This is a genomic window from Nocardia sp. NPDC052112 (assembly GCF_040680135.1).
GTDB lineage: Bacteria > Actinomycetota > Actinomycetes > Mycobacteriales > Mycobacteriaceae > Nocardia.
Genome location: NZ_JBFAWD010000003.1, coordinates 461,888 through 486,959 on the forward strand (window position 1 = coordinate 461,888; position 25,072 = coordinate 486,959).

2 protein-coding genes are annotated in these 25,072 nt (G+C 67.9%); both read right to left on the bottom strand.

Annotation, left to right across the window (positions count from 1 at the left end):
* Nucleotides 1-110 precede the first annotated feature (110 nt).
* Nucleotides 111-9,743, bottom strand: a complete 9,633-nt coding sequence (locus AB0L58_RS08205; RefSeq protein WP_364383067.1) for a type I polyketide synthase — start codon at nt 9,741-9,743, stop codon at nt 111-113.
* A 17-nt stretch (nt 9,744-9,760) separates the two neighbouring features.
* Nucleotides 9,761-25,057: a type I polyketide synthase gene (locus AB0L58_RS08210; RefSeq protein ID WP_364383070.1), complete on the bottom strand. Its 15,297-nt coding sequence runs from the start codon at nt 25,055-25,057 to the stop codon at nt 9,761-9,763.
* Between the last annotated feature and the right edge of the window lie 15 nt (nt 25,058-25,072).

The following is a 25,072-nucleotide window of genomic DNA, read 5'->3' on the forward strand; positions in this document are numbered from 1 at the left end:
GCCACCGAGCGGCAGCGACGCAAGTACCGATGGCCCCGCATCTCGGCATATACGCAGATCGCGGACCAGCGGAAGAGGATCGGGTCGGTGCAGACGGGTAGCTGGTGCACTCACCTGTCGAGCCAGTGTTCGATGGCACGAGCGGTGAGTGCGGCGTCTTCGGCGAGCATGGCGAAGTGGTCGGTATCCAGTTCGGTCACCGCGTGTGTCGACGACCAGGGGCGCACGAGGAGATCGTGCGGTTGGCCCGTTTCCGGCGATACCGTGCGGAAGTAGGGCTTTGTGCAGGTGACCAGCAGGGTAGGGCATGCCGCGGGGGTCTGTGGCAGGTGCTGTAGCAGGTCGGACCAGGCGACCATGGCGGTTGCACCGGGGCCGTCCAGTGCGGCTGTGGCCGCGTCCATGTCCAGGAGGGCGCGGGCCTGTTGGTCGCGGGGTACCGGTGTGCCGGTTTCGAAGGTGTCCAGCATGATCAGGCCGACGAGGTCGATGTCCGCGGCGCGGCGCAGTGTTGCCACAGTCGCGTTGGCCAGGTGACCGGCGGCCGAATGGCCTACTACGACGACGGGGTCGTCACCTGCCGCTGTTCGAACCGCGCTGGCGAGTGCGGCCAGCGCGGCCGCCGAGTCGACGGGTAGTGGTTCGTGCGATCGGAATCCGGCCAATGGAATGCTGGATATTCTTCTGTGGCCGGTGAATTCGGCGGCGATGCGGAGGTGTTGGTCGATTCCACCGGTGAGTACGGGTGCGCCGATGAAGAGCAGATGCGGGCGCGCCGGGCCGTCACTCAGTCGCACTGGGGCGGGGAGTTCGGGGACGAGCCGGTCCGTCGGGAAGGTCGGGCGCAGGCGGGCGGCGGCGCGCAGCAGGTCGTATCCGGCGTCCACCCGGTTCGATGTCACTGCCGCTTCGAAGAGTTCCACCACGGTATCGGCGGCCGGGCGCGGCGACGGTTCCTGTGCCGCGAGTTCTTTCACGATATGGCGGGCCAGCGCGAGCGGGTCGCCGTGCTCGAATAGCGCCGCGACCGTCAAGGGGAGGCCGGTGGCCGCGCCGAGCCGGTCGCGGGTCTCGACCGCGGTCAGCGAATCGAGGCCGAGGTCGTGGAAGCTGCGCTCCGCATCGATGGCATCCGGTCCGCGATGGCCGAGGACGCGCGCGAGCTGGGTGCGGATCATATCGACGATCGCCTGGAGTTGTTCGTGTTCGGTTGATCCGGCAAGACGCCGCCGCACAACAGGTTCCGCAGCGCCACCGGTGTCGAGAGCAGCCCGCGCCGCCGGAATATCCGCGATGAGCGGGCGACGCCTCGACAGGGTGTAGACGGCGGCGAAGCGCGCCCAGTCGATATCGGCGACGGTCAGCAGTGCCGCACCCGAGCCGACGGTCGGTGCAACCGCACGAACCGCCAGTTCGGGATTCATCAATCGCACACCGCTGCGGCGCATGTACTCCCCCGCATCGCCCGCACCCATCCCGGCCCCCGACCAGCCGCCCCAAGCCACAGCGGTCGCGGCAAGTCCACGTGCGTGCCGGTCCTGGGCCAGGCCTTCCAGAAAGGCGTTCGCCGCGGCGTAACCGGCTCCTCCCGTAGTGCCCCAGGTCGCGGCGCCGGAGGAGAACAGTACGAAGGCGTCCAGGGCGCGGTCACCGAGCAATTCGTCGAGGTGCTGTGCGCCGAACACCTTCGCGGCGAGTTCCGCCGCCAGGCCCGCGGGTTCGAGCGCGGTGATCGGGCACGGCGACACCACGCCGGCGGCGTGCACGACGGCGGTCAACGGGATCTCGCCACGGTCGATGGTGGTCAAAACCGTTGCGATATCGTCGCGTTCGGCGACGTCGGCCGCCAGCACCGTGATGCGGGCACCCGATCGCGCCAACTCCCGTTCGAGGTCGGCCGCGCCGGGTGTGCGCGGGCCGCGGCGACCGACCAGGACGACGTGCTCGGCGCCGTTGTCGACCACCCAGCGCGCCATATGCGATCCGATTCCGCCGATACCGCCGGTGATGAGCACCGTTCCGCTCGGCACCCACGGGGCCGCTGACGTGGACAGTTGAGCGGGCATCATTCGCCTGCCGTAGACCCCGGTGGCACGGATGGCGAGTTGGTCTTCGCCGTCGGTTCGCGACAGCGCACCGAGCAGTCGCCGGATGGCCGTGTGGTCCCGGTCGCTCGGGAGGTCGATCAGCCCACCCCACCACTGCGGGAATTCCAGGCTCGCCACCTGCCCGAGCCCCCACATCTGAGTTTGTCGCGCGCCGATCCGCTCCGCGGAGCGCACCACGATCGCGCCGACAGTGATACAGAAGGTGGCGATTTCGAGCCGGGCATCGCTGAGCGCCTGCAGGACAAGCAGATTGCCGAGGACGCCGCGCGACATGGCACCGACGGTGGCACTGGGTCTGTCGTCCATGGCGGCAAAGGACAGCACGCCACGCAGTTCACCCGCGCCGCGCAACAGGCCGATGATGTCACCCCGGGTCATCCGATCGGCATCGATCGTGATGGGATGCGGTTGGGCACCCGCTTGCGTCAATCCCGCGACGACGTGCTCCGGCACCTCGAGGTCGGCGGAGGTGATGATCAACCACCGACCCGACAGATGGATATCAGTGTCCGTCAGCGGTTTCCATTCGCTGTGATAGCACCACTGATCGATGGTCGATAGTTCGCGGCGGCGTTTGCGCCAGGCCGACAGCTGTGGGCGGACTTCGTCGAATGGGCGTTGCGGATCGATGCCGAGTGCATCCGTAGCACCGCTGTCGATCGCGGCCCAGAACTCGGCGTCTGCCGCGTCGCTGGCCGGGGTTCGGTCGGCGCCGAGCCAATAGCGCTGTCGCTGGAACGGGTATGTGGGTAGCTCGACCTGCCGTCGTGCCGTACCGAATATGGTGTCCCAGTTGATATCCGCGCCCGCGACGAACAGCCGGGACAGGGCATTCAGCGCGGTGGGGTCTTCGGGGCGGTCCGTTCGCAGCACAGGTACCGTCAGGATTCCGGGCTCGGTTCGAGTCGGTTCCAGGGTTTCGGTGATCAATGCCGTCAGTCCGGCATCCGGTCCGGCGACTACGAATCTGGTTGCGCCACACTCGGACAGCGCTCTGATGCCGTCGGCGAAGCGCACGGTGGTGCGGATGTGTCGCACCCAGTACTGCGGCGTCAGCAAGTCCGCACCGGCCCGAGCTCCCGTCACATTCGATATCACCGGTATCGACGGCTCACCGAACGACAGCCCAGCAACGACTTCCGCGAACTCACCCAGCATCGGCTCCATCAACGACGAGTGGAACGCGTGCGACACCCGCAACCACGTAACCCGCCTGCCGCGGTCGTGCAATTGGTCGGCGACGATGGATACCGCGCTCTTGCGGCCGGATACCACCACCGAATCGGGGCCGTTCACGGCGGCGATATCGACTCCCTCCACCAAGAGCGGAACCACTTCCGCCTCGGTGGCGCTCAGCGCGACCATGGCGCCGCCGTCGGGCAGGGCCTGCATGAGCCGACCGCGCGCGGCCACCAGGGTTACCGCATCCCCGAGCGACAGGACACCCGCCACATGGGCCGCGACAACCTCACCGATCGAGTGCCCCACCACGAAATCCGGTCGTATACCCCATGCTTCGAGCAGCCGGAAAATAGCAACACCGATCGCGAACAGCCCGGCCTGCGCAAACATCGTGGCATTCAACGCATTCTGGTCATCGCCCCACAGCACCTCGGACAACGAGCGACCCAACCGCGCGTCCAAGATGGCGACAACCTCGTCGAATGCCGCCGCAAACGCCGGAAACACCGCATGCAGACCCCGTCCCATACCGATGTACTGCGCACCCTGCCCCGGAAAAACCAGCGCCGTCTTGCCCGCAGCCGCTACGCCACTGACGACTCCGGCCTGCTCACCTGCCGACAGAGCCGCCAATCCGGCCGACAATTCGGCACGGTCGCCACCGAACACCACCGCACGATGGTCGAACAGCGACCGCGAGGTGGCCAACGACCACCCCACATCGGCGGGATCCGGCCCCGGCCGCTCGCGCACCCACTCCGCCAGCCGAACCGCCTGATCCGCCAATGCTTCTCGGGTTCGTGCCGTGACGACCCACGGCACCGTCCTGGGCGAGGCACCCGACGGGGCATCCGACGGATCCGCATCGACCGCCTCCAAGATCACATGCGCATTGGTCCCGCTGACACCGAATGCGGACACCCCGGCGCGCCGGGGTCGAGCCACGGTCGGCCACTCCCGATTGCGATCCAGCAGACGCACGGCACCGGCGGTCCAGTCCACGTGCGCTGAGGGCGCGTCGATATGCAGCGTCTTCGGCAGTACTCCATGCCGCATCGCTTCGACCATTTTGATCACACCCGCCACGCCCGCGGCCGCCTGTGTATGTCCGATATTCGACTTGACCGAACCGAGCCACAGCGGCTGAGCTCTTTCCTGGCCGTAGGTGGCCAGCAGTGCCTGCGCCTCGATCGGATCGCCCAGCGTCGTTCCGGTGCCGTGTGCCTCGACCGCATCCACCTCCGCGGCCGATACTCCCGCATTCGCCAGCGCCCGGCGGATCACCCGCTGCTGCGATGGACCGTTCGGCGCGGTCAAACCGTTCGATGCGCCGTCCTGGTTCACCGCGCTGCCACGAATCACCGCCAGCACCCGATGACCGTTGCGGCGGGCATCCGAAAGCCGTTCGAGTACAAGGACACCCGCACCCTCGGCCCATCCGGTGCCGTCGGCGGCATCGGCGAAGGCCTTACAGCGTCCGTCCGGCGCCAGTCCGCCCTGCCGGGAGAACTCCACGAACACACCCGGTGTCGCCAACACCGCGACACCACCCGCCAGTGCCAGCCCGCATTCGCCCGCACGCACCGCCTGCGTCGCCTGATGCAGTGCGACCAGGCTCGACGAGCACGCGGTATCCACCGATACCGCGGGACCTCCCAGTCCGAGCACATACGAGACCCGCCCGGACACCACACTCGAGGCTGTCCCGGTGAGCAGATAACCGCCGATTCCGTCTTCGTCCACGGCACCGAGCCCGTACCCGGTGCCCGCGACGCCGACGAACACACCGGTGTCGCCGCCCCGCAATGTCGTCGGGACGATTCCGGCGTGTTCCAATGCCTCCCAGCATGTTTCGAGCAGCAGTCGTTGCTGCGGGTCCATCGCCAATGCCTCGCGCGGGCTGATGCCGAAGAAGTCCGCATCGAATTCGCCGACGTCGGACACGAAGCCGCCCGCGCGCACCTGGAATCCGGAGCAGTCCCAGCCGCGGTCGGTCGGGAGTCCGGTCAGTACGTCACGCCCATCGGCCACCACGCGCCACAGGTCCTCCGGCGAGGAAACCCCGCCCGGGAAGCGACAGCCGATCCCCACGATCGCGACCGGGTCCGCAGCGGCCGACACCGCTCGCGGCTCGGCCGTGCGCTCCGGCTCCCCGAATAGTTCCCGCAGTACGAATCGCGCGGCGGCGTCCGGCGTCGGCTGGTCGAAGACGAGTGTCGCGGGTAGCCGCAGCCCGGTGGCGGTCGCCAATCGGTTGCGTGCCTCGACCGCGGTCAACGAATCGAATCCCAGCTGCTTGAAATTGCGATTCGGATCGATATCGGCACCACTCGCGTGACCGAGCACCGAAGCGACCTGGGCACAGACGATTTCGCGCATTGCAGCGAGCCGGTCGGACTCGGCGAGCCCGGACATCCGGTCCCGCAGCGTTTGCTCCGCCGGGTCGGTGTCACGCGGCCGAGCCGAGACCAGTTCACACAGCATCGGCGCGAGCCCGCCGGTTCCGTACTGCTCCGCGAGAACTGTCGAATCCCACTGCACCGCGACGACGTCGGCTCGCACCTGGCCGACGGCCGCATCGAAGAGCCGCAAGCCGTGTGCGGCGGACAGCGGGAGCACACCGCCGCGCCCGATCCGTGCGGTATCCGACGCGCCGAGATGTGCGGTCATCCCGGTGCCGGCTGCCCACAGACCCCACGCGATCGATACCGCGGCCGATCCGTGCGCGCGCCGGTACGCGGCCAAACCGTCCAGAAATACGTTGGCCGCGGCATAGTTGCCCTGGCCCGGCGCACCAAGCACTCCTGCGGCAGCCGAGAACAGCACGAATATCGCAAGATCGAGATCGCGGGTCGCCTCGTGCAGATACCAGGCCGCATCGGCCTTCACCGCCAGCACGGTGTCGAGCCGGTCCGGTGTCAGCGCGGCCAGCACACCGTCATCGAGTACCCCCGCCGCGTGCACCACACCGCGCAGCGGGTACGACTCCGGTACAGCGGCAAGGACTTCCGCGATATCGTCGCGGTTCGAGACATCGGCGGCGATCACGCGCACGTGCGCTCCGGCATCGGTGAGCTCGGCCACCAACTCGGCCGCACCGGGAGCCGCTATCCCACGACGGCTCACCAATAACAGCGACTCGACCTCGTATTCGGTGACCAGATGCCGGGCCGTCAGCGCCCCGAGCCCGCCGGTCCCGCCGGTGATCAGGACCGTACCGTCGAGGGATGGCTTGGCCCACTGCCCCGTGAGCGGCACCAACCGGGCCCGGTGCACGATTCCACCGCGCAGCACCACCTGTGACTCGCCCGACGCCAGCACCACGGCAACCAAATCGGCCGGCACTTCATCGATATCATTGTCCACCAGTATGATTCGGCCAGGTTCCTCGGCTTGCACCGAACGAACCAGGCCCCACACCGCGGAGCCTGGCAGGTCCACGACACCCGTACCGTCCGGGTCGATGGCGCGGTGTGTGATCACGAGCAAGGTGCTCTGCGCGTAGCGTTCGGTGAATTCTTGCAGCACGGTGAGGACCTCGACGGTCGCGCGCCGGGTCGCCGCGGGAATATCGTCGAGACCGCATGGACGACTGTCGAAAACGATGACCGTAGGCGAGTCACCGTGGTCGAGGTCGGTCCAATAGGAGACGGAAATCGGCTGAGCTGGCAGCGGTGCCGCAAGCGCGGACCAGCGTACAGCTTGTAGTTGCGACGGCTGCGGATCGGCTACCGGATTCGGCCGGGCGGGTGCGTCCAACCAGAAGTGTTGGCGTTGAAAGGCATACGTCGGCAGCGGCACACGTCGTGGATTCGAATTCTGATTCAGCGTGTCCCAGCGAACGGCGGCGCCGGCGACCTCGAGTTGCGCTGCGGAGGTGAGAAAGCGGGCGAGCCCGCCCTCGTCTCGACGCAGCGTGCCGACCACGGTCGTCGACACGGATGCGGCGGCCGCTACACAGGATTGCTCGATTCCCAAGGCGAGCAGCGGATGTGGGCCGATTTCGACAAAGGTGTCGTGGCCATCGGCCACCAGCGCGCGTACCGCATCATCGAAGCGCACGGTCTGCCGCAGATTCCGGTACCAGTACTCGCCGTCCAGAGGAGCCGTGTCGACGGCAGTGCCGGCGACCGTGGAGTAGAACGCGGTGGTGGAGGAGTTGGCCGCGACGGCGCCGAATGCCCGCATCAGGGGATCGCGTAGCGACTCGACCTGCGGTGAGTGCGAAGCATAGTCGACCGCGATCCGACCCACGTAGATGTCATCGGCCGCACATCCGGACAGGAACTCCTCGAGTTGGTTCGGTTCGCCGGAGACGACTGTGGTTTCGGGTCCGTTCACCGCCGCTACCGCGACACCGTCGCCGTCGGTCAACCGGGCACGAACGGAGGTCGCAGACAACCCGACCGATGCCATCGCACCGCACCCCGACAGCTGGGTCAGCGCTCGCGACCGGACGATAACGATCCGCGCCGCATCCGCCAATGACAGCGCCCCGGCCACATACGCCGCCGCGATCTCACCTTGCGAATGCCCCACCACCGCATCGGGACTCACCCCCACCGACCGCCACAGCTCGGCCAACGACACCATCATCGCGAACAGCACCGGCTGAACTACATCGACTCGATCCAACGAAGGCGCGTCACCGACTCCGCACAACACATCCAGCAACGACCAATCCACCAACGGCGCAAAGACTTCCGCGCACTCGGTCATCTTCGCCGCAAAGGCCGGTGCGGTATCGAGCAATTCGACACCCATCCCAACCCACTGCCCGCCCTGTCCCGGAAATACGAACACCGTCCGGCCCGGATCCCCCGCCACACCCTGCACAACACCCGCCGCCGACTCCCCCGCCCCCAGTCTTGCCAGACCTGCCACCAACTCGTCGCGATCGGTGCCGAAGACCACCGCCCGGTGTTCGAACCGTGACCGCGAGGTCAGCAGCGAGTGGCTCACACCCACCGGATCCGAGTCGGGTCGGGCCAGCATCCAGTCACGCAACCGGTCGGCCTGTGCGCGCAGCGCGGTCGCGCTTCGTGCCGATATCACCCACGGGACAGGGGTATTCGTCCGCACCGGGGCGCGGTCGATCGCCGCGGGCGTGGCTGCTTGCTCCAGGATCACATGCGCATTGGTCCCGGAAACACCGAATGCCGACACCCCCGCCCGCCGGGGCCGCGCACCGATTTCGGGCCAGTCCTGCGGCTCGGTCAGCAGCGCCACCGCGCCCGCCGTCCAGTCGACCTGTGACGACGGCGCATCCACATGCAACGTCCGCGGTAACACCCCGTATCGCAGCGCCTGCACCATCTTGATCACACCACCGACACCAGCCGCCGCCTGGGCATGCCCGATATTCGATTTCAGGGAGCCGAGCCACAGGGGGCGATCCCCGGGCCGACCCCGACCGTAGGTGGCAAGCAGGGCCTGCGCTTCGATCGGATCACCGAGCGTTGTTCCGGTGCCGTGCGCTTCCACGACATCGACATCGGCCGGGTCGACCCCCGCATCGGCCAGCGCGCGCCGAATCACCCGCTGTTGCGCGGGTCCGTTCGGTGCCGTCAACCCATTGGACGCGCCGTCCTGGTTCACCGCGGACCCACGCACCACGGCAAGTACCTCGTGCCCCAACTGCCGCGCCCGCGACAGCCGCTCGACCACCAGCACACCCGCGCCCTCGGCCCACCCCGTTCCGTCGGCGGCCGCCGCGAACGATTTGCACCGCCCGTCGGGAGCCAGCCCACCTTGCCGGGAGAACTCGATGAACGAACTCGGCGTCGGCATCACGGTCACCCCGCCGACCAATGCCGATGTGCACTCCCCCGACCGCAGCGACCGCACCGCTTGATGCAGTGCGACCAGCGATGACGAGCACGCGGTATCCACCGATATCGCGGGTCCCTCGAGCCCGAGCACGTACGCCACCCGACCGGAAACCACACTTGTCGCCGCACCCGTCAGCAAGTAACCGTCGCCGGTTCCCGCCTCGAGCGCTCCGGACCCGTAGCCCTGGCCCGAGACTCCGACGAACACTCCGGTCGTGCTCCCGTGCAGTGAAGCCGGGTCGATACCCGCGTGTTCGAGTGCTTCCCAGGCGATTTCGAGCAAGACTCGCTGTTGCGGATCCATTGCCGCGGCTTCGCGTGGACTGATGCCGAAGAATCCGGCATCGAATTCGCCCACATCCGGTAGGAAGCCGCCCTTGAAGTCCGTTGCGCCCCAGTTGCGTTCGGTCGGAACGGCGGCTACCGCGTCGCGGCCCTCGGATACCAGGCCCCACAGTTCGTCCGCGGAGGCAACTCCGCCCGGATACCGGCAGGCCATCCCGACGATCGCGATCGGCTCCGCCGCCTCCGCCCGCAATTTCTCGTTGGCCGCTCGCAGCGCGGCGTTGTCCTTGGCCGACTTGCGCAGCGCCTCGACCAGTTCGTCCATCGACACGGCCATCAGTTCTCGTCCTACCTTCAGTCGCGCCCGTTGCCCATGATGTGGGCAACGAGGTCCGCGGAGTCCATGGCATCGAGCGCATCGGGAGTGGCCGTATCCGGTTGCGGCGAATTCCCCTCCGCGCTTGTCGATTCCAGAAGTGCATCGAGCACCCCCAGTTCGCGGAATCGGGCCAGCGGTATCCGGGCCAGACGGCGTCGGATATCGCTTTCCGCCGTATCGACGTCGGCCGTGCCGAGGGCCAATTCCTCGTGCAGGTAGCGGGCGACGGCACGTGGTGTCGGGTGGTCGAACAGCAGTGTCGCCGAAAGTCTCAGTCCCGTTGCGGTTTTCAAGCGGTTTCGGGTCTCGACCGCGGTCAGCGAGTCGAATCCGAGGTCGGCGAAATTGCGGTCCGGCGCGATCTCCTGAGGGCCTCGGTGACCGAGTACTGTCGCGACTTCGGCGCGCACCGTTTCGAGGAGTACCCGCGCCTGTTCCTGCCCGTCCAGCCCTGTAAGACGCACGCGCAGTTCGGATTCCGCCACATCCGGTGGACCGTCTCGCTCGGCGCGGAGCGCGGCTCGGACATCGGGAAGGTCGGCGATCAGCGCGCGCCGCCGCGATATCGAATACAGGGTGGTGAACTGCTCCCAGTCGATATCGGCAATCGTCACGCAGGTCTCGGCGCTACCGACCGTCGCCGCCATCGCGCGCAGTGCCGACTCCGGATCCAGCAGGCCTACGCCGGTCCGGGTCAGGAACTGTTGCGCCGGTGCGGAATCGGCCATGCCGCCACCGGACCAGCCGCCCCACGCGAGCGACGTCGCTACCAGACCGCGCGACCGGCGCTGCTCGGCCAGCGCGTCCAGGTATGCGTTCCCGGCGGCATAGCCGCCCGCCCCATGGCTACCCCAGGTCGCCGCACCGGAGGAGAACAGGACGAAGGCGTCCAACCGGCGCGCGCCGAGCAGGTCGTTCAGGTGCTGCGCGCCCAGCACCTTCGGCGCGAGCGAGGCGCCGACCGCAGCGGGATCGAGTGCGGGGATCGGATCGTAGTAGGCGATTCCGGCCGCGTGGATCACGGCGCTCAGCTCCGCATCGAACATGGCGAGCACCGAGGCCACCGCGGCGCGGTCGGTCACATCGGCCGCCAGAATGCTCACCCGCCCGCCCGCGGCGACGAGTTCCGCCTCGAGTTCGGCGGCGCCGGGGGCCTGTGGCCCGCGCCGGCCGACCAGGACGACGTGCTCGGCACCGTTGGCGACCAGCCACCGCGCGATGTGCGCACCGATGCCACCGGTACCGCCGGTGACGAGCACGGTGCCGCGCGGGGTCCACTTCCCGGTAGTGCGCGGTGCCCGCATCATTCGGCGGGCATACGTGCCGGATGCGCGCATCGCCAGCTGGTCCTCGCCGTCGTCGCGGGATACCGCGGCCGCGAGGCGATGCGGCATGCTGGGCTCCCACTGGGCGGGAAGATCGACCATACCGCCCCACCACTGTGGGAATTCCAGGCCCGCGACCTGTCCGAGGCCCCATACCTGAGCGCGCATCGCGTCGGCGATGTGGTCCGAGTGGGTCGCCGTGACGGCACCATTGGTGACGAACCACACCGGCACGCTTACTCCCGCATCCCGCAGCGCCTGCAGCAGCCGCAGATTCGCGAGCAAGCCCCCCGATATCGCGGCATCGGCACTCGGTTGATCGTCGAGCGCGAGCAGCGATATGACGCCACGGCATTCGGACACCGCCGAAGGCAGGTCGGAATCCATCCGCACGCAGAGTGTTTCGACACCGAAGGCCGCAGCGATCTCGACGCCACGACCGATGTCATCGGCGGTGATGACCAGCCATCTACCAGTCGGGCGAACAGGATTGTCGGCCAAGGGTTTCCATTCGATGCGATACCGCCGGGAATCGGTGGCCGATTCCGCTCGCCGCTGTTCCCGCCACGCCGACAGCATCGGCAGCACCTCACCGAACGACCGGGATGGATCGATGCCGAGCGGCGCCGGATCCGAATCCTCGATGGCGCGCCAGAACTCGGCGTCAACTGGATCCGCGGCGGCGCGCACCGAGCCCGGTGACGGATCCAGCCAGTAGTGCGTGCGTTGGAAGGCGTAGGTCGGCAAGTCCACACATGGGCGCGATCCACCGAGCACGGCGTCCCAGGTGACCGCCACGCCCGCGACGAACATGTTCGCTATCGCCTTCAGCGCTGTCGTGTGCTCGTTGCCGTCCTTGCGCAGGACCGGGACGATCAGTCGCCCGGCGTCGATGCCTTCGAAGCACTGCTCGATCGACCCGGTCAAGCCACCATCCGGTCCGGCGACCACGAATCGGGTTGCGCCACAGTCGTGCAGCGCTGCGATGCCGTCGGAGAATCGAACCGTCTCGCGGACCTGCCGCGCCCAATAATCCGGCGCCAACAGTTCCGAACCCGCCAGAGCTCCCGTCACGTTGGATATCACCGGTATCGAAGGCTCGCTGAACGACAGCCCCGCAACAATTTCCGCGAATTCCCCCAGCATCGGCTCCATCAACGGCGAATGGAACGCGTGTGACACTCGCAACCACGTCACCCGCTTGCCTCGATAACGCATCCGATCGGCGACGACGGCTACCGCATCCCGAACACCCGATATCACCACCGAATCAGGGCCGTTCACCGCGGCTATCCCGACCCCCTCGATCAGCAATGCCGACACCGTCGCCGCCCCGGCCGCCACCGCTACCATCGCGCCCCCAGCGGGCAACGCCTGCATCAGCCGCCCCCGCGCGGCCACCAGCGTCACCGCATCCGCCAGTGACAGCACACCCGCCACATGGGCGGCGGCTACCTCGCCAATCGAGTGCCCCACCACGAAATCCGGTCGCACACCCCAGGATTCGAGCAGGCGATAGGTCGCCACCTCGACAGCGAACAACCCGGCCTGCGCAAACACCGTCGCATTCAACGCATCCTGATCATCGCCCCAGAGCACCCGGGTCAACGAACACCCCAACCGCGCGTCCAACAAGGCAACAACCTCGTCGAACGCCGCCGCGAACGCCGGAAACACCCCATGCAGTTCCCGCCCCATACCGACGTACTGCGCACCCTGCCCCGGAAAAACCAGTGTCAGCTCACCCGCATCTGCCATCGCACCCCGAACCACCGCCGAGTCGGACGTTCCGTCGGCCACCGCCGCCAGTCCGCTGACCAGTTCGGCACGATCGGCACCGACCACGACCGCGCGATGCTCGAACCGTGACCGCGACGTCACCAGCGACCAGCCCACATCCGCCGGTTCGAGGCCGGGACGAGCCGAAACCCACCCCGCCAACAATCGCGCCTGCGCACGCAATGCCGCCTCGCTTCGCGCCGAAATGACCCAGGGCACAATGTCACCCGAATCCGGCATCGCCGCGGGGCCATCGGCAACCGGTGCCTGCTCCACGATCACATGGGCATTCGTCCCGGAGATCCCGAAGGCAGACACCCCTGCGCGCCGCGGCCTGCCGTACGTCTCGGGCCAGGCGCGCGCCTCCACCAACAGCTCGACCGCACCCGACGACCAATCCACCTGTGCCGAAGGCGAATCCACATGCAACGACTTCGGCAGTACACCGTGCCGTAATGCCTGCACCATCTTGATCACGCCGGCCATCCCGGCCGCGGCCTGGGTGTGACCGATATTCGATTTGATCGATCCGAGCCACAGCGGCTCCCGACGATCCCGACCGTAGGTGGCCAGCACGGCGTGCGCCTCGATCGGATCACCCAGCCGGGTCCCCGTGCCATGCGCCTCGACCGCATCCACCTCGGCAGCGGCGATACCCGCATGCGCCAATGCCTGACGGATAACCCGTTGTTGCGCCGGACCATTCGGCGCGGTCAGACCATTCGACGCGCCATCCTGATTCACCGCGATACCCGGGATCACCGCGAGTACCTTGTGCCCGTGGCGGTGTGCATCGGCGAGCCGCTCCACCACCAGCACCCCGGCACCTTCGGCCCAGCCGGTACCGTCGGCGGCGTCGGCGAACGGTTTGCATCGGCCGTCGGCGGCGAGCCCGCGCTGGCGGGAGAACTCGACGAAGATGCCCGGTGCCCCGATCACCGTCACCCCGCCGACCAGCGCCAGCGAACTCTCTCCCGATCGCAGCGACTGCACCGCCTGATGCAGCGCGACCAGACTCGACGAGCACGCCGTATCCACCGACACCGCGGGTCCTTCCAGACCCAGCACGTACGACACCCGCCCCGACACCACACTCGATGACAGTCCGGTGAGCAGATATCCCTCCGCACCGCCATCCGGATCCGCATCGAGTCGGCCGTTCCCGTAGGTCGGACTGGATACGCCGACATAGACGCCGGTCGTGGAGCCGCGCAGCGACTGCGGATCGATGCCGGCGTGTTCTATTGCCTCCCAGCAGGTTTCGAGAAACAAACGCTGCTGCGGATCCATCGCGATCGCTTCGCGTGGACTGATACCGAAGAACGCGGCGTCGAAGTGGCCCGCGTCGTGTACGAAACCGCCCTCCCGCACATACGATTTCCCGGCCGCATCCGGATCGGGATCGAACAATTCCGATACGTCCCAACCCCGGTCCACCGGGAATCCGGACACCGCATCGCGACCGTCGAGCAGCAATTGCCAGAGGTCATCCGCCGACCGCACGCCGCCCGGAAACCGGCAGCCGATCCCCACGATCGCCACCGGCTCGTCGGTCGCCGGGCGCACCGGCTCCTGGATCGCGACATCCGCGTCTCGCCCACCGAGTTCCCGGTTCAGGTACTCCGCGATAGCGCGTGGGGTGGGGTAGTCGAAGACCAGGCTCACCGGAAGGGCGAGCCCGGTAATGGTTTTCAATCTGTTCCGGGTCTCGACCGCGGACAGGGAGTCGAATCCCTGGTCCCGGCAGGCACGATCCGGATCGATGGCATCGGGCCCGTCGTGTCCGAGCAGCGCGGCGATTTCGGTGCGCACCAGGCCGAGCAGGTCGCCGAGGTCGAGCTGGGGCGACTGCGTGCTGGCGTGTGCGGCCATGGCCCGCCACGTTGCAGGTACCAACTCCCGCAGCATGGGCGCCAGTTCCCCACGCCGCGCCCGCGCTGCCAGGGCGGCGGTATCGAATCGGGCCGCCACCGGCGCGGCGTCGGTGTGGGCAGCCGCGGCGTCGAACAATGCCAGTCCCCGCGCGGTCGGCAGGCCGAGCATACCGACGCGGCTCATCCGTGTGGTCTCGGTAACGCCGAGGCGGCCGGTCAGACCGGTGTCGGATGTCCACAGGCCCCACGCGATGGACGTCGCGGGCAACCCTGCGGCCCGGCGGTACACGGCCAAGCCGTCCAGGAAGGTATTGGCGGCGGCGTAGTTGCCCTGCCCCGGTGATCCCGTCGTACCCGCCATCGAGGAGAACAGGACGAATGTCGACAGCTGTCGATCCAGGGTGAGTTCGTGCAGATACCAGGCCGCATCGGCCTTTGCCGCGAGCACCGCATCGATTCGATCCGGTGTCAGCGACCCGATCACACCGTCGTCCAGCACAGCCGCGGCATGGACGACACCGGTCAAGTCCGGAATCGTGGCCACCAGCTCCGCGAGCGAATGACGTTGCGACACATCGCATGCGCGCACCCGAACGCGCGCACCGAGTTCGCTCAGCTCTGTCGCCGACTCCGTGGCGCCGACGGCGTCCGGCCCGCGACGGCCGGCCAGGACCAGCGAGCGAATTCCATGCTCTACCACCAGATGCCGCGCGACCAGTGCGCCGAGTCCGCTGGTGCCTCCGGTGATCAGTACCGTGCCGTCGGCGACGGGTGCGGCACCGGTCGCGACCGTGAGTCGTTCCAGTCGAGCCACATAGGCGACACCATCGCGAATCGCCACTTGCGGCTCTCCGGTGGCCAGCGCCAGTGCCACGATGTCCCCGTGATCGATGTGGCCGTCGCTATCGACCAGCACGATCCGGCCGGGATCCTCCGACTGTGCGGTGCGCACCAAGCCGATGACCGCAGTCCCCGGGAGATCGGTGATACCCTCTCCCGCAATTGAAATCGCACCACCGGTGCATACCAACAAGGTGGTCGAGGCAAAACGCTCGTCACGGGCAAATTCCTGCAATACCGCGAGCACATCGTGGGCCACGGCGTGGGTGTCGGCAAGAACATCCGGCTCGGCAGACGATTCCGCCCGGCGGCCCAACAGATTCCCGGACACCGTCTCCGCCACATCGGTTGCAGCGCGGGCGTCGGCGACGGCATCCGACCCAACAGACGATTCCGTCCGATGGCCCGATAGATTCCCGGACGTCGTGTTCACCACGTGAGTCGCAGCACCGGCGTCGGCGACGACATCCGACCCAACAAACGATTCCGCCGTGCCGCCCAGCAGACTCGCGTCATCCCCGGACTTTGTCTCCACCGCCCTCGCCCCGCGCGAGTCGGCCCCGGTCTCGTCGGCGCGGCGGGGCCGTTCGAGCGCGTGCCGTCGGAGGTCGAGGACTACCACGGCCGGTGGCGTCCGATCCGGTGCGAGCCGAGTCCATTCGACGAACGCCGGAGTGCCGGTGGGTCCCGTGGTGGCAATCACCCGCCAACGGACAGCGTGCAGCGGATCCGTGGTGCCGCGCTGAATCGGTACCGGCTGCCACCGCATCGATCGAATCGATAGCACCGGTTGTCCCTCGGCATCCGCCGCTTCGATCGCGACCGTGTGCGCACCGACCGGAGTGATCCGCACCCGCAACGCCGATGCTCCGGCCGCGTGGAGCGTCACACCCTCCCACTCGGATGGCAGCATCGCGCCGTCGGCACCACGGAGTTCGCCGTCGATGGCCGTGGCATGCGCCAGCGCCTCGAGCAATGCCGGGTGCACTCCGAATCCGGTGTAATCGCTATCGGTTTCGGGCAGCTCTACCTCGGCGAACAGCTCCGTACCGCGTTGCCACACGGCATGTGTCGCTCGGAACAGCGGGCCATAGCCGAAGCCCGCCTCGGCCATCCTGTCGTAGAGGCCGTCCACCGGCACGGACCTGGCACCGGGCGGTGGCCACGCCGACAATTCGATCTCCGCATCCACAGCGGCCGCGGACAGCAGGCCGCGGGCATGCAGCATCCAGTCCACGCCCGGAGCATCGGCGCGGGAATACAGCGATACCGGCCGCGCACTCGTTTCGTCCGGATCACCGACGACGACCTGAATCCGGACGCCACCCTCGCTCGGCAAGGCCAGCGGTGTCACCACGGTCAATTCACCGAGCCGCGCGCAACCGACCTCATCCCCCGCGCGAACCGCCAGCTCGATGAATCCGGCATTCGGGAACACCACCGCGCCGTCGACCATATGCTCGGCCAGCCACGGATCGGTCTGCCGCGACAACCAGCCGGTCAACACCATGCCGTCGGATCCGGCGGCGGGCACCGCCGCGCGCACGAGCGGATGGTCGGTGGCCGACAGTCCGAGCCTGGTCGGGTCGGTGGCCCCCGCCGACGCATCGAGCCAGTAGCGGCGATGCTGAAAAGCATAGGTGGGCAGTGCTACTCGCCGCGGGTCGGTCCGTTCGAATACCGGCGCCCACCGCACCTCGGCCGCACCCGAAACGTGCAGATGTGCTGCGGCGGTGAGGAATTGGGCGGATCCGTCTTCATCACGGCGCAGTGTGCCGACCACCACCGGGGCAGCCTCGGACCGAATGGCCTCGTATGACTGTTCGATACCCGGTATCAGTAGGGGATGCGGGCTGATTTCGACAAACGTTCCGTAGCCGTCGCCAGCCAACGCCCGCACGGAATCATCGAAAAGTACTGTCTCCCTGAGGTTCCGGAACCAATACTCGGCATCGAGCCGCCCGGTATCCAGCACACCCCCGGTCACGGTCGAGTAGAACGCCACCTCCGACGAGGACGCCGCGACCGTGCCGAATTCAGCCGACAGCCGCTCTCGCAACGGCTCCACCTGTGGCGAGTGCGAGGCGTAATCCACCGCGATACGACCGACATAGACGCCCTCCCCCGCACATTCGGTCAGGAACTGCCCGATGGCTTCGGGCTGACCGGACACAACCGTCGTGACGGGACCATTCACCGCCGCCACGACGATGTCATCACGATCAGCGAACCGCTCGCGAATATCGCTGGCGGACAGACCGATCGACGCCATCATTCCGCGACCGGACAGCTCGGTGAGCGCTCGTGACCGCGTCACCACAATCCGCGCCGCATCCGCCAGTGACAGCGCCCCGGCCACATACGCCGCCGCGATCTCGCCCTGGGAATGCCCGACGACCGCATCGGGCGTCACGCCAACGGACCTCCAGAGCTCGGCCAGCGACACCAGCACCGCGAAGAGCGCCGGTTGCACCACATCGACCCGGTCCGATGACGGCGCACCATCGACTCCCCGCAGCACGTCGAACAGCGACCAGTCCACCAATGGCGCGAAGACTTCCGCGCACTCGGCCAGCTTCGCCGCGAATACCGGAGCCGAATCCAGCAAATCCACCCCCATCCCCACCCACTGCCCGCCCTGCCCCGGAAACACGAACACCGTCTTCCCGTGGTTGTCGGCTGCACCCGACACCACACCCGGCCCGGTGAAATCGGAAAGCCGCGCCAGCAACTCGTCGCGATCGGTACCGATCACCACCGCCCGGTGTTCGAACCGCGACCGCGTGGTCACCAATGACCACCCGACGTCCTGTACCACCAATTCCGGACGCTCACGCACGAATTCGGCCAACCGTCGCGCCTGTCCAGCCAACGCGTCGCGACTGTGTGCCGAAATCACCCACGGCACAACACCTCCCACCACGGCCGAACGCTCCGCCGGCGCCGAGTCCGGTGCCTGTTCGATGATCACGTGCGCATTGGTCCCGGAAGCCCCGAATGCCGACACCCCCGCCCGGCGCGGCCGTCCGGCGATGTCCGGCCAGGGCTGTGCGTCGGTGAGCAGCGCTACCGCACCCGCGGTCCAATCGATATGCGATGACGGCGAATCCACATGCAGGGTGCGCGGCAATACCCCGTGTCGCATTGCCTGCACCATCTTGATCACGCCCGCCACACCGGCCGCGGCCTGCGTATGACCGATATTCGACTTCAAGGAACCCAACCACAACGGCCGATCCGCGGCACGGTCTCGACCGTAGGTCGCCAGCAATGCCTGTGCCTCGATCGGATCACCGAGCGTGGTCCCGGTACCATGGGCCTCGACCACGTCCACCTCGGCCGGATCCAGATCGGCATCGGCCAGGGCACGGCGGATCACCCGCTGCTGTGCCGGACCGTTCGGCGCTGTCAAGCCATTGGACGCGCCGTCCTGATTCACCGCCGTCCCGCGCACCACGGCCAGAACTTCGTGCCCCAGTTCCCTGGCGCGCGAGAGTGATTCGACGACCAGCACACCGACGCCTTCGGCGAAACCGGTCCCATCCGCCGCCTCCGCGAACGATTTGCAGCGCCCGTCCCCCGCCAGCCCGCGTTGCCGCGAGAACGCCACGAACGCTTCCGGCGTCGCCATGACCGTCACCCCGCCGACCAGCGCCATCGAGCATTCCCCCGACCGCACCGCACGCACCGCCTGATGCAGCGCCACCAGCGACGATGAACACGCCGTATCCATCGATACCGCGGGCCCTTCCAGCCCGAGCGCATACGCGACCCGCCCCGACACGATCGCACCCGAGCCAGCGCTGCCGGGATAGTCGTGGTACATCAACCCGACGAATACACCGGTATCGCTGCCGCGTAGTGAGTTCGGCTCGATTCCGGCGTGTTCCAATGCCTCCCAACTGGTTTCGAGCAACAGCCGCTGCTGTGGATCCATGGCCATCGCCTCGCGCGGGCTGATCCCGAAGAAGCCGGCATCGAACACGCCCGCGTCGTGCACGAAACCACCCTCGCGCACATAGGTTTTCCCGTCCTCTCCCGGCTCGGGATCGAATACCCGGGCAACATCCCAGCCCCGATCATCGGGAAAACCCGACACCGCATCCCGCTCCCCGACCACCAGATCCCACAGGCTGTCCGGCGAGGACACGCCGCCCGGATACCGGCAGCCGATCCCCACTATCACCACTGGATCGGACGCAGCGTCGCCCGCGACCCTCGACGTAGGCATGACATCCGATGCGCCACCGAGCAATTCACGCAAGACCAGTCCGCCGACGGCCTTCGGCGTCGGATAATCGAAGACCAGGGTCACCGGCAGCCGCAGGCCGATGGCAGTGTGCAACCGATTACGGACTTCGACCGCCATCAGCGAGTCCAGACCGAGCTCACCGAAGTTCCGGTCCGCATCGATCGCGGCGGGTCCGTCATGACCGAGCACCACCGCAACCTCGGCGCGCACCAGCTCCACGATCATCTGCTCTTGTCGCACTGCCGTCGCCCCCGACAGCCGCGCTTGCCAGCGGCGCACCGGATCCGTTTCCGCCACACCGGATCCGGCCGCAGCCGTGCGGCGGGTGCGGGTTACCAGCCCTTGCAATGCGGGCGCGAGTGTCCCGGCCGCGGCCTGTGCGGTCAGTGCCGCCCGGTCCCAGCGGACCGCCACCACCTCGGCGCGATATCCGGTCAGCGCGGCATCGAACAGCGCGACACCCTGATCGGTGCTCAGCCCGAGCACCCCGTTGCGACCCAATCGGGCGGTATCGGTGGCGGCCAGATGTCCGGTCAATCCGGTGTCATCGCGCCATAGACCCCATGCGATCGATGTGGCCGCGAGGCCGTTCGCATAGCGCTGTGCCGCAAGTCCATCCAGGAAAACGTTGGCCGCGGCATAGTTTCCCTGACCGGCCGAGCCGAGTACGCCCGCGGCCGTGGAGAACAGCACGAACATGGCCAGGTCACGATCGCGGGTCAGCTCGTGCAGATGCCAGGCGGCGTCCACCTTCGCCGCGAGCACCGGGTGCACGCGCTCCGGAGTCAATGCGGCGATCACGCCGTCGTCCAGTACACCGGCGGCGTGCACGATCCCTATCAGCGGGAAGTCATCCGGCACCGCGGCGAGGAGTCCGGCCACCGCGGCACGCTCGGAGACGTCGGCCGCGATAATCCGCACCCGCGCGCCCAGTTCGGCCAACTCCCGCGACAGCTCCGCGACGCCTGGTGCGGCCGGCCCACGACGGCTCGCGAGCAGCACCGACGGCACCCCGTAGGCGGTCACCAGATGGCGCGCCGCGATCGCGCCGAGCCCGCTGGTGCCGCCGGTGATCACGACCGTGCCTTCGGCGAGTCGATCGGTATCGGCCACCGGCGCCGCGTCGGCATCGCGTGGGACCCGGGTGAGGCGCGCCGCGTGCGGCACCCCGTCGCGCACCATGATCTGCGGTTCGCCCGATGCCAGCACGATCGATACCAACTGCGCGAAGTCGCCGGTACCGTCGGTATCCAGCAACACAATTCGGCCGGGATCCTCTGCCTGTGCGGCCCGCACCAGACCCCAGATCGCCGCTCCCGCGAGGTCCGTGACGTCCGCGCCGACCGCCGCCCTGGTGACCACCAACAGCGTGCTGGACCGGAACCTGTTGTCACGCAGCCACTCCTGCAGCACCGACAGCACTGCGTCGACGGCGGCACGCACATTCGTCGGCATATCGGTGTCCGGCACAGCGCGAACGTCGAGCACAACGACCGGTGGCACGGCTTCGAGCACCCGCAGCCCGGCGCGAGCCGACTCGGCATCGGCGAATGTCACGAGCTCCGCCGCGCTCGCTGTCGCGACAGCGCCGAGCCGACGCCACCGCATCGCGTACAACTGCTCCCGGGGTCCGGCTACGCCCAACTGCCCCGACCGCAGCCGGCGCATGGTCACCGAACCGGTCAGCACCACGTCACCGATGTCGTCGACCGCCACGATCGACACCGCACCGTTCTCGGCCGGCACGAGGCGCGCCCGCAATGCCGAGGCACCACCCGCGTGCACGGAAACGGCGCGCCATACGAAGGGCAGCATCAGTTCACCGGACGCCCCGGTAAGCGCCCTACCGTGCAGGACCGCGTCCAGCAGCGCCGGATGCAGCACGAATCGCGATGTCTCGGTGACCGTCTCGGGCAGCGCCGCGGCCACGAACAGTTCGTCGCCACGCCGCCATACCGAGCGCAGCCCCTGGAAGGCGGGCCCGAATTCGTAACCGGCGGTGGCCAGCTTCTCGTACACCCCGGATGTATCGATCGGTGTCGCCCCGACCGGCGGCCAAACATGCGCCCAGTCGCAGTCCGCGGCCGCGTCGTCCAGGCTCAGCACACCGCGCGCATGGGCGATCCAGTCGGCGCCGTCGGCGCGGGAGTACACCGAAATCGCCCGCTCGCCGGACTGTTCCGGTCCGGATACCACGACCTGGATCTGCACCGCGTCGACCAGTACCAGCGGTGCCTCCAGCGTCAACTCGCGTACCTGCCCGCAACCGACGATGTCCGCCGCCCGCACCGCCAGCTCCACGAATCCGGTGCCGGGGAACAGCGTCACCCCGGCCGCGACGTGGTCGGCCAACCACGGTTGCAGGTGTGGCGAAATCCGGCCGGTGATCACCACTTCCCCGGACTCCGCCGATGACACCACCGCGCCCGCCAAGGGGTGATCTGCCGCCGCGAGCCCGAGCGAACGCACGTCGACGGTCCCCGCATCACTGTCCAGCCAGAAGCGGCGGCGTTGAAATGCGTAGGTGGGCAACGGAACTCGCCGGGGCGCTATGCTGTCGAAGACAGTGGCCCAGCGCACCTCGGCAATCCCGGTCACATCCACCTGCGCCACCGAGATCAGAAATCCGGCCGGTCCGCCCGCGGTACGGCGCAGCGTCGGCACGATCGTGGTGGCGCCGAGCACATCGGCCGATGCGCAGGACTGCTCGATTCCCGCAGTCAGCACCGGGTGCGGACTCGTCTCGACGAACAGGCGATATCCATCGGTCAGCAGCGCCTGGGTGGCGATGTCGAAATGTACTGTCTCCCTGAGGTTCCGGAACCAATACTCGGCATCGAGCTGCGCGGAATCCAGCACACCCCCGGTCACGGTCGAATAGAACGCCACCGCCGACGAGGCCGCCGCGACCGTCCCGAAATCGGCCAACAGCCGCTCCCGCAGTGGTTCGACCTGCGGCGAATGCGACGCATAATCCACCGCGACCCGCCCGACGTAGACTCCCTCCGCTTCACACTCGGAAAGGAACCGATCGAGCGCGTCGGGCACACCGGAGACAACCGTCGTGGCCGGACCGTTCACCGCCGCCACCACAACGCCAGCTCGCCCCGCCAGCCGCTCACGGACATCGCTCGGCGACAAGCCGATCGAGGCCATCGCACCCTGTCCCGACACCTCGGTCAAAGCACGCGACCGCACCACAACGATTCGCGCGGCATCCGCCAACGACAGCGCCCCGGCCACATACGCCGCCGCGATCTCACCTTGCGAATGCCCCACCACCGCATCGGGACTCACCCCCACCGACCGCCACAGCTCGGCCAACGACACCATCATCGCGAACAGCACCGGCTGCACCACATCGACCCGGTCCAACGACGGTGCGCCATCCGCCGCCCGCAGGACCTCGAGCAACGACCAATCCACCAATGGCGCAAGCACTTCCGCGCATTCGGCCAGCTTCGCCGCGAACACCGGAGCCGATGCCGACAGCTCGACCCCCATTCCCACCCACTGCGCACCCTGCCCCGGAAACACGAACACAGTTCGCCCCGGATCCCCTGCCACGCCCCGCACCACGCCCGGCGCAGACCCACCGTCCGCCAAAGCCGCAACCCCGTCGATCAACTCCGCGCGATCGGAACCGAGCACCACCGCCCGATACTCGAACCGCGACCTGGTCGTCGCCAGCGACCAGCCCACATCGCACGGTTGCTGCTCCGGATGCGCGAGCAGCCAGGCGTGCAATCGCCGCGCCTGCGCCCGCAATGCCGCGTCCGACCGTCCCGAGACCACCCACGGCACCGCCTCGATCGGACCCACCGGTGCGTTTTCCACGGGCTCCGGGGCCTGCTCCAATACGATGTGCGCATTCGTGCCGGAAACCCCGAACGCCGACACCCCGGCCCGGCGCGGCCGTTCCTCGACCTGCGGCCACACCTTTGCCTCGGTCAGCAATTCCACCGCGCCCGAGGACCAATCCACATGCGACGAGGGCGCATCCACATGCAACGTTTTCGGCAAGATCCCGTGCCGCAGCGCCTGCACCATCTTGATCACCCCCGCCACACCCGCCGCCGCCTGGGAATGGCCGAAATTGGACTTGATCGCTCCCAACCACAGCGGCCGATGCCGTGGCCGATCCTGGCCGTAGGTCGCCAGCAATGCCCGCGCCTCGATCGGATCACCGAGCGTCGTGCCGGTACCGTGCGCCTCGACGACATCCACCTCGGCCGCCGACACCCCGGCATTGGCCAACGCCTGCCGGATCACCCGTTGCTGCGCGAGACCATTCGGTGCCGCGAGGCCGTTGGACGCACCGTCCTGATTGATGGCCGAACCGCGCACCACCGCCAATACCCGGTGCCCGAGCCGGTGCGCCTCGGACAACCGCTCGATTACCAGTACGCCCGCGCCCTCGGCCCATCCTGTGCCATCCGCCGCATCCGCGAACGGCTTGCACCGGCCATCGGGCGCCATCCCGCCCTGCCTGGCGAATTCGACGAATGCGCCCGGTGTCGGCATCACCGACACACCACCGACCAACGCGAGCGAACACTCGCCCGACCGAATCGATTGCACGGCTTGATGCAGCGCGACCAGCGACGACGAGCAGGCCGTATCCACCGACACCGCGGGCCCCGCCAAGCCGAGCACGTACGCCACCCGCCCCGACACCACACTCGGCACCGTTCCGGTGAGCAGATAGCCACCGGCCTCGGCGTCGGCGGCGACCTGATGCAGGCGTGGTCCGTAGTCCTGGCGGGTGACGCCGACGAATACGCCGGTGGCGCTGCCGCGCAACGACTCCGGCGTGATGCCCGCGTATTCCAGTGCCTCCCAGGTAGTTTCCAGTATCAATCGCTGCTGCGGGTCCATCGCCAGCGCTTCACGCGGGCTGATCCCGAAGAATCCGGCGTCGAAATCGCCAGCGCCAGTGACGAATCCGCCCGCGCGCGCATAGGATTCGCGCAACCCGGCCGGCAGCTCCCATCCGCGGTCGGTGGGGAATCCGGATATCGCGTCCACCTCGGCCGCCACCAGATCCCACAGCCCCTCCGGCGAGGTGACACCGCCGGGGTACCGGCAGCCCATGCCAACGATCGCCACCGGCCCGGACAGCGTGGTGTGCAATTGCTGCCTGGCCTCGTACAGCTCGGAGGTCACCCATCGCAGGTTCTCCAGAATCTTGTCATCCGTCATCGCCGGGACCTGTCT

What these genes read in the sequence shown, in the direction of transcription:
- AB0L58_RS08210 (WP_364383070.1), bottom strand. Translation starts at nt 25,057, where the DNA reads ATGACGGATGACAAGATTCTGGAGAACCTGCGATGGGTGACCTCCGAG.
- AB0L58_RS08205 (WP_364383067.1), bottom strand. Translation starts at nt 9,743, where the DNA reads ATGGCCGTGTCGATGGACGAACTGGTCGAGGCGCTGCGCAAGTCGGCC.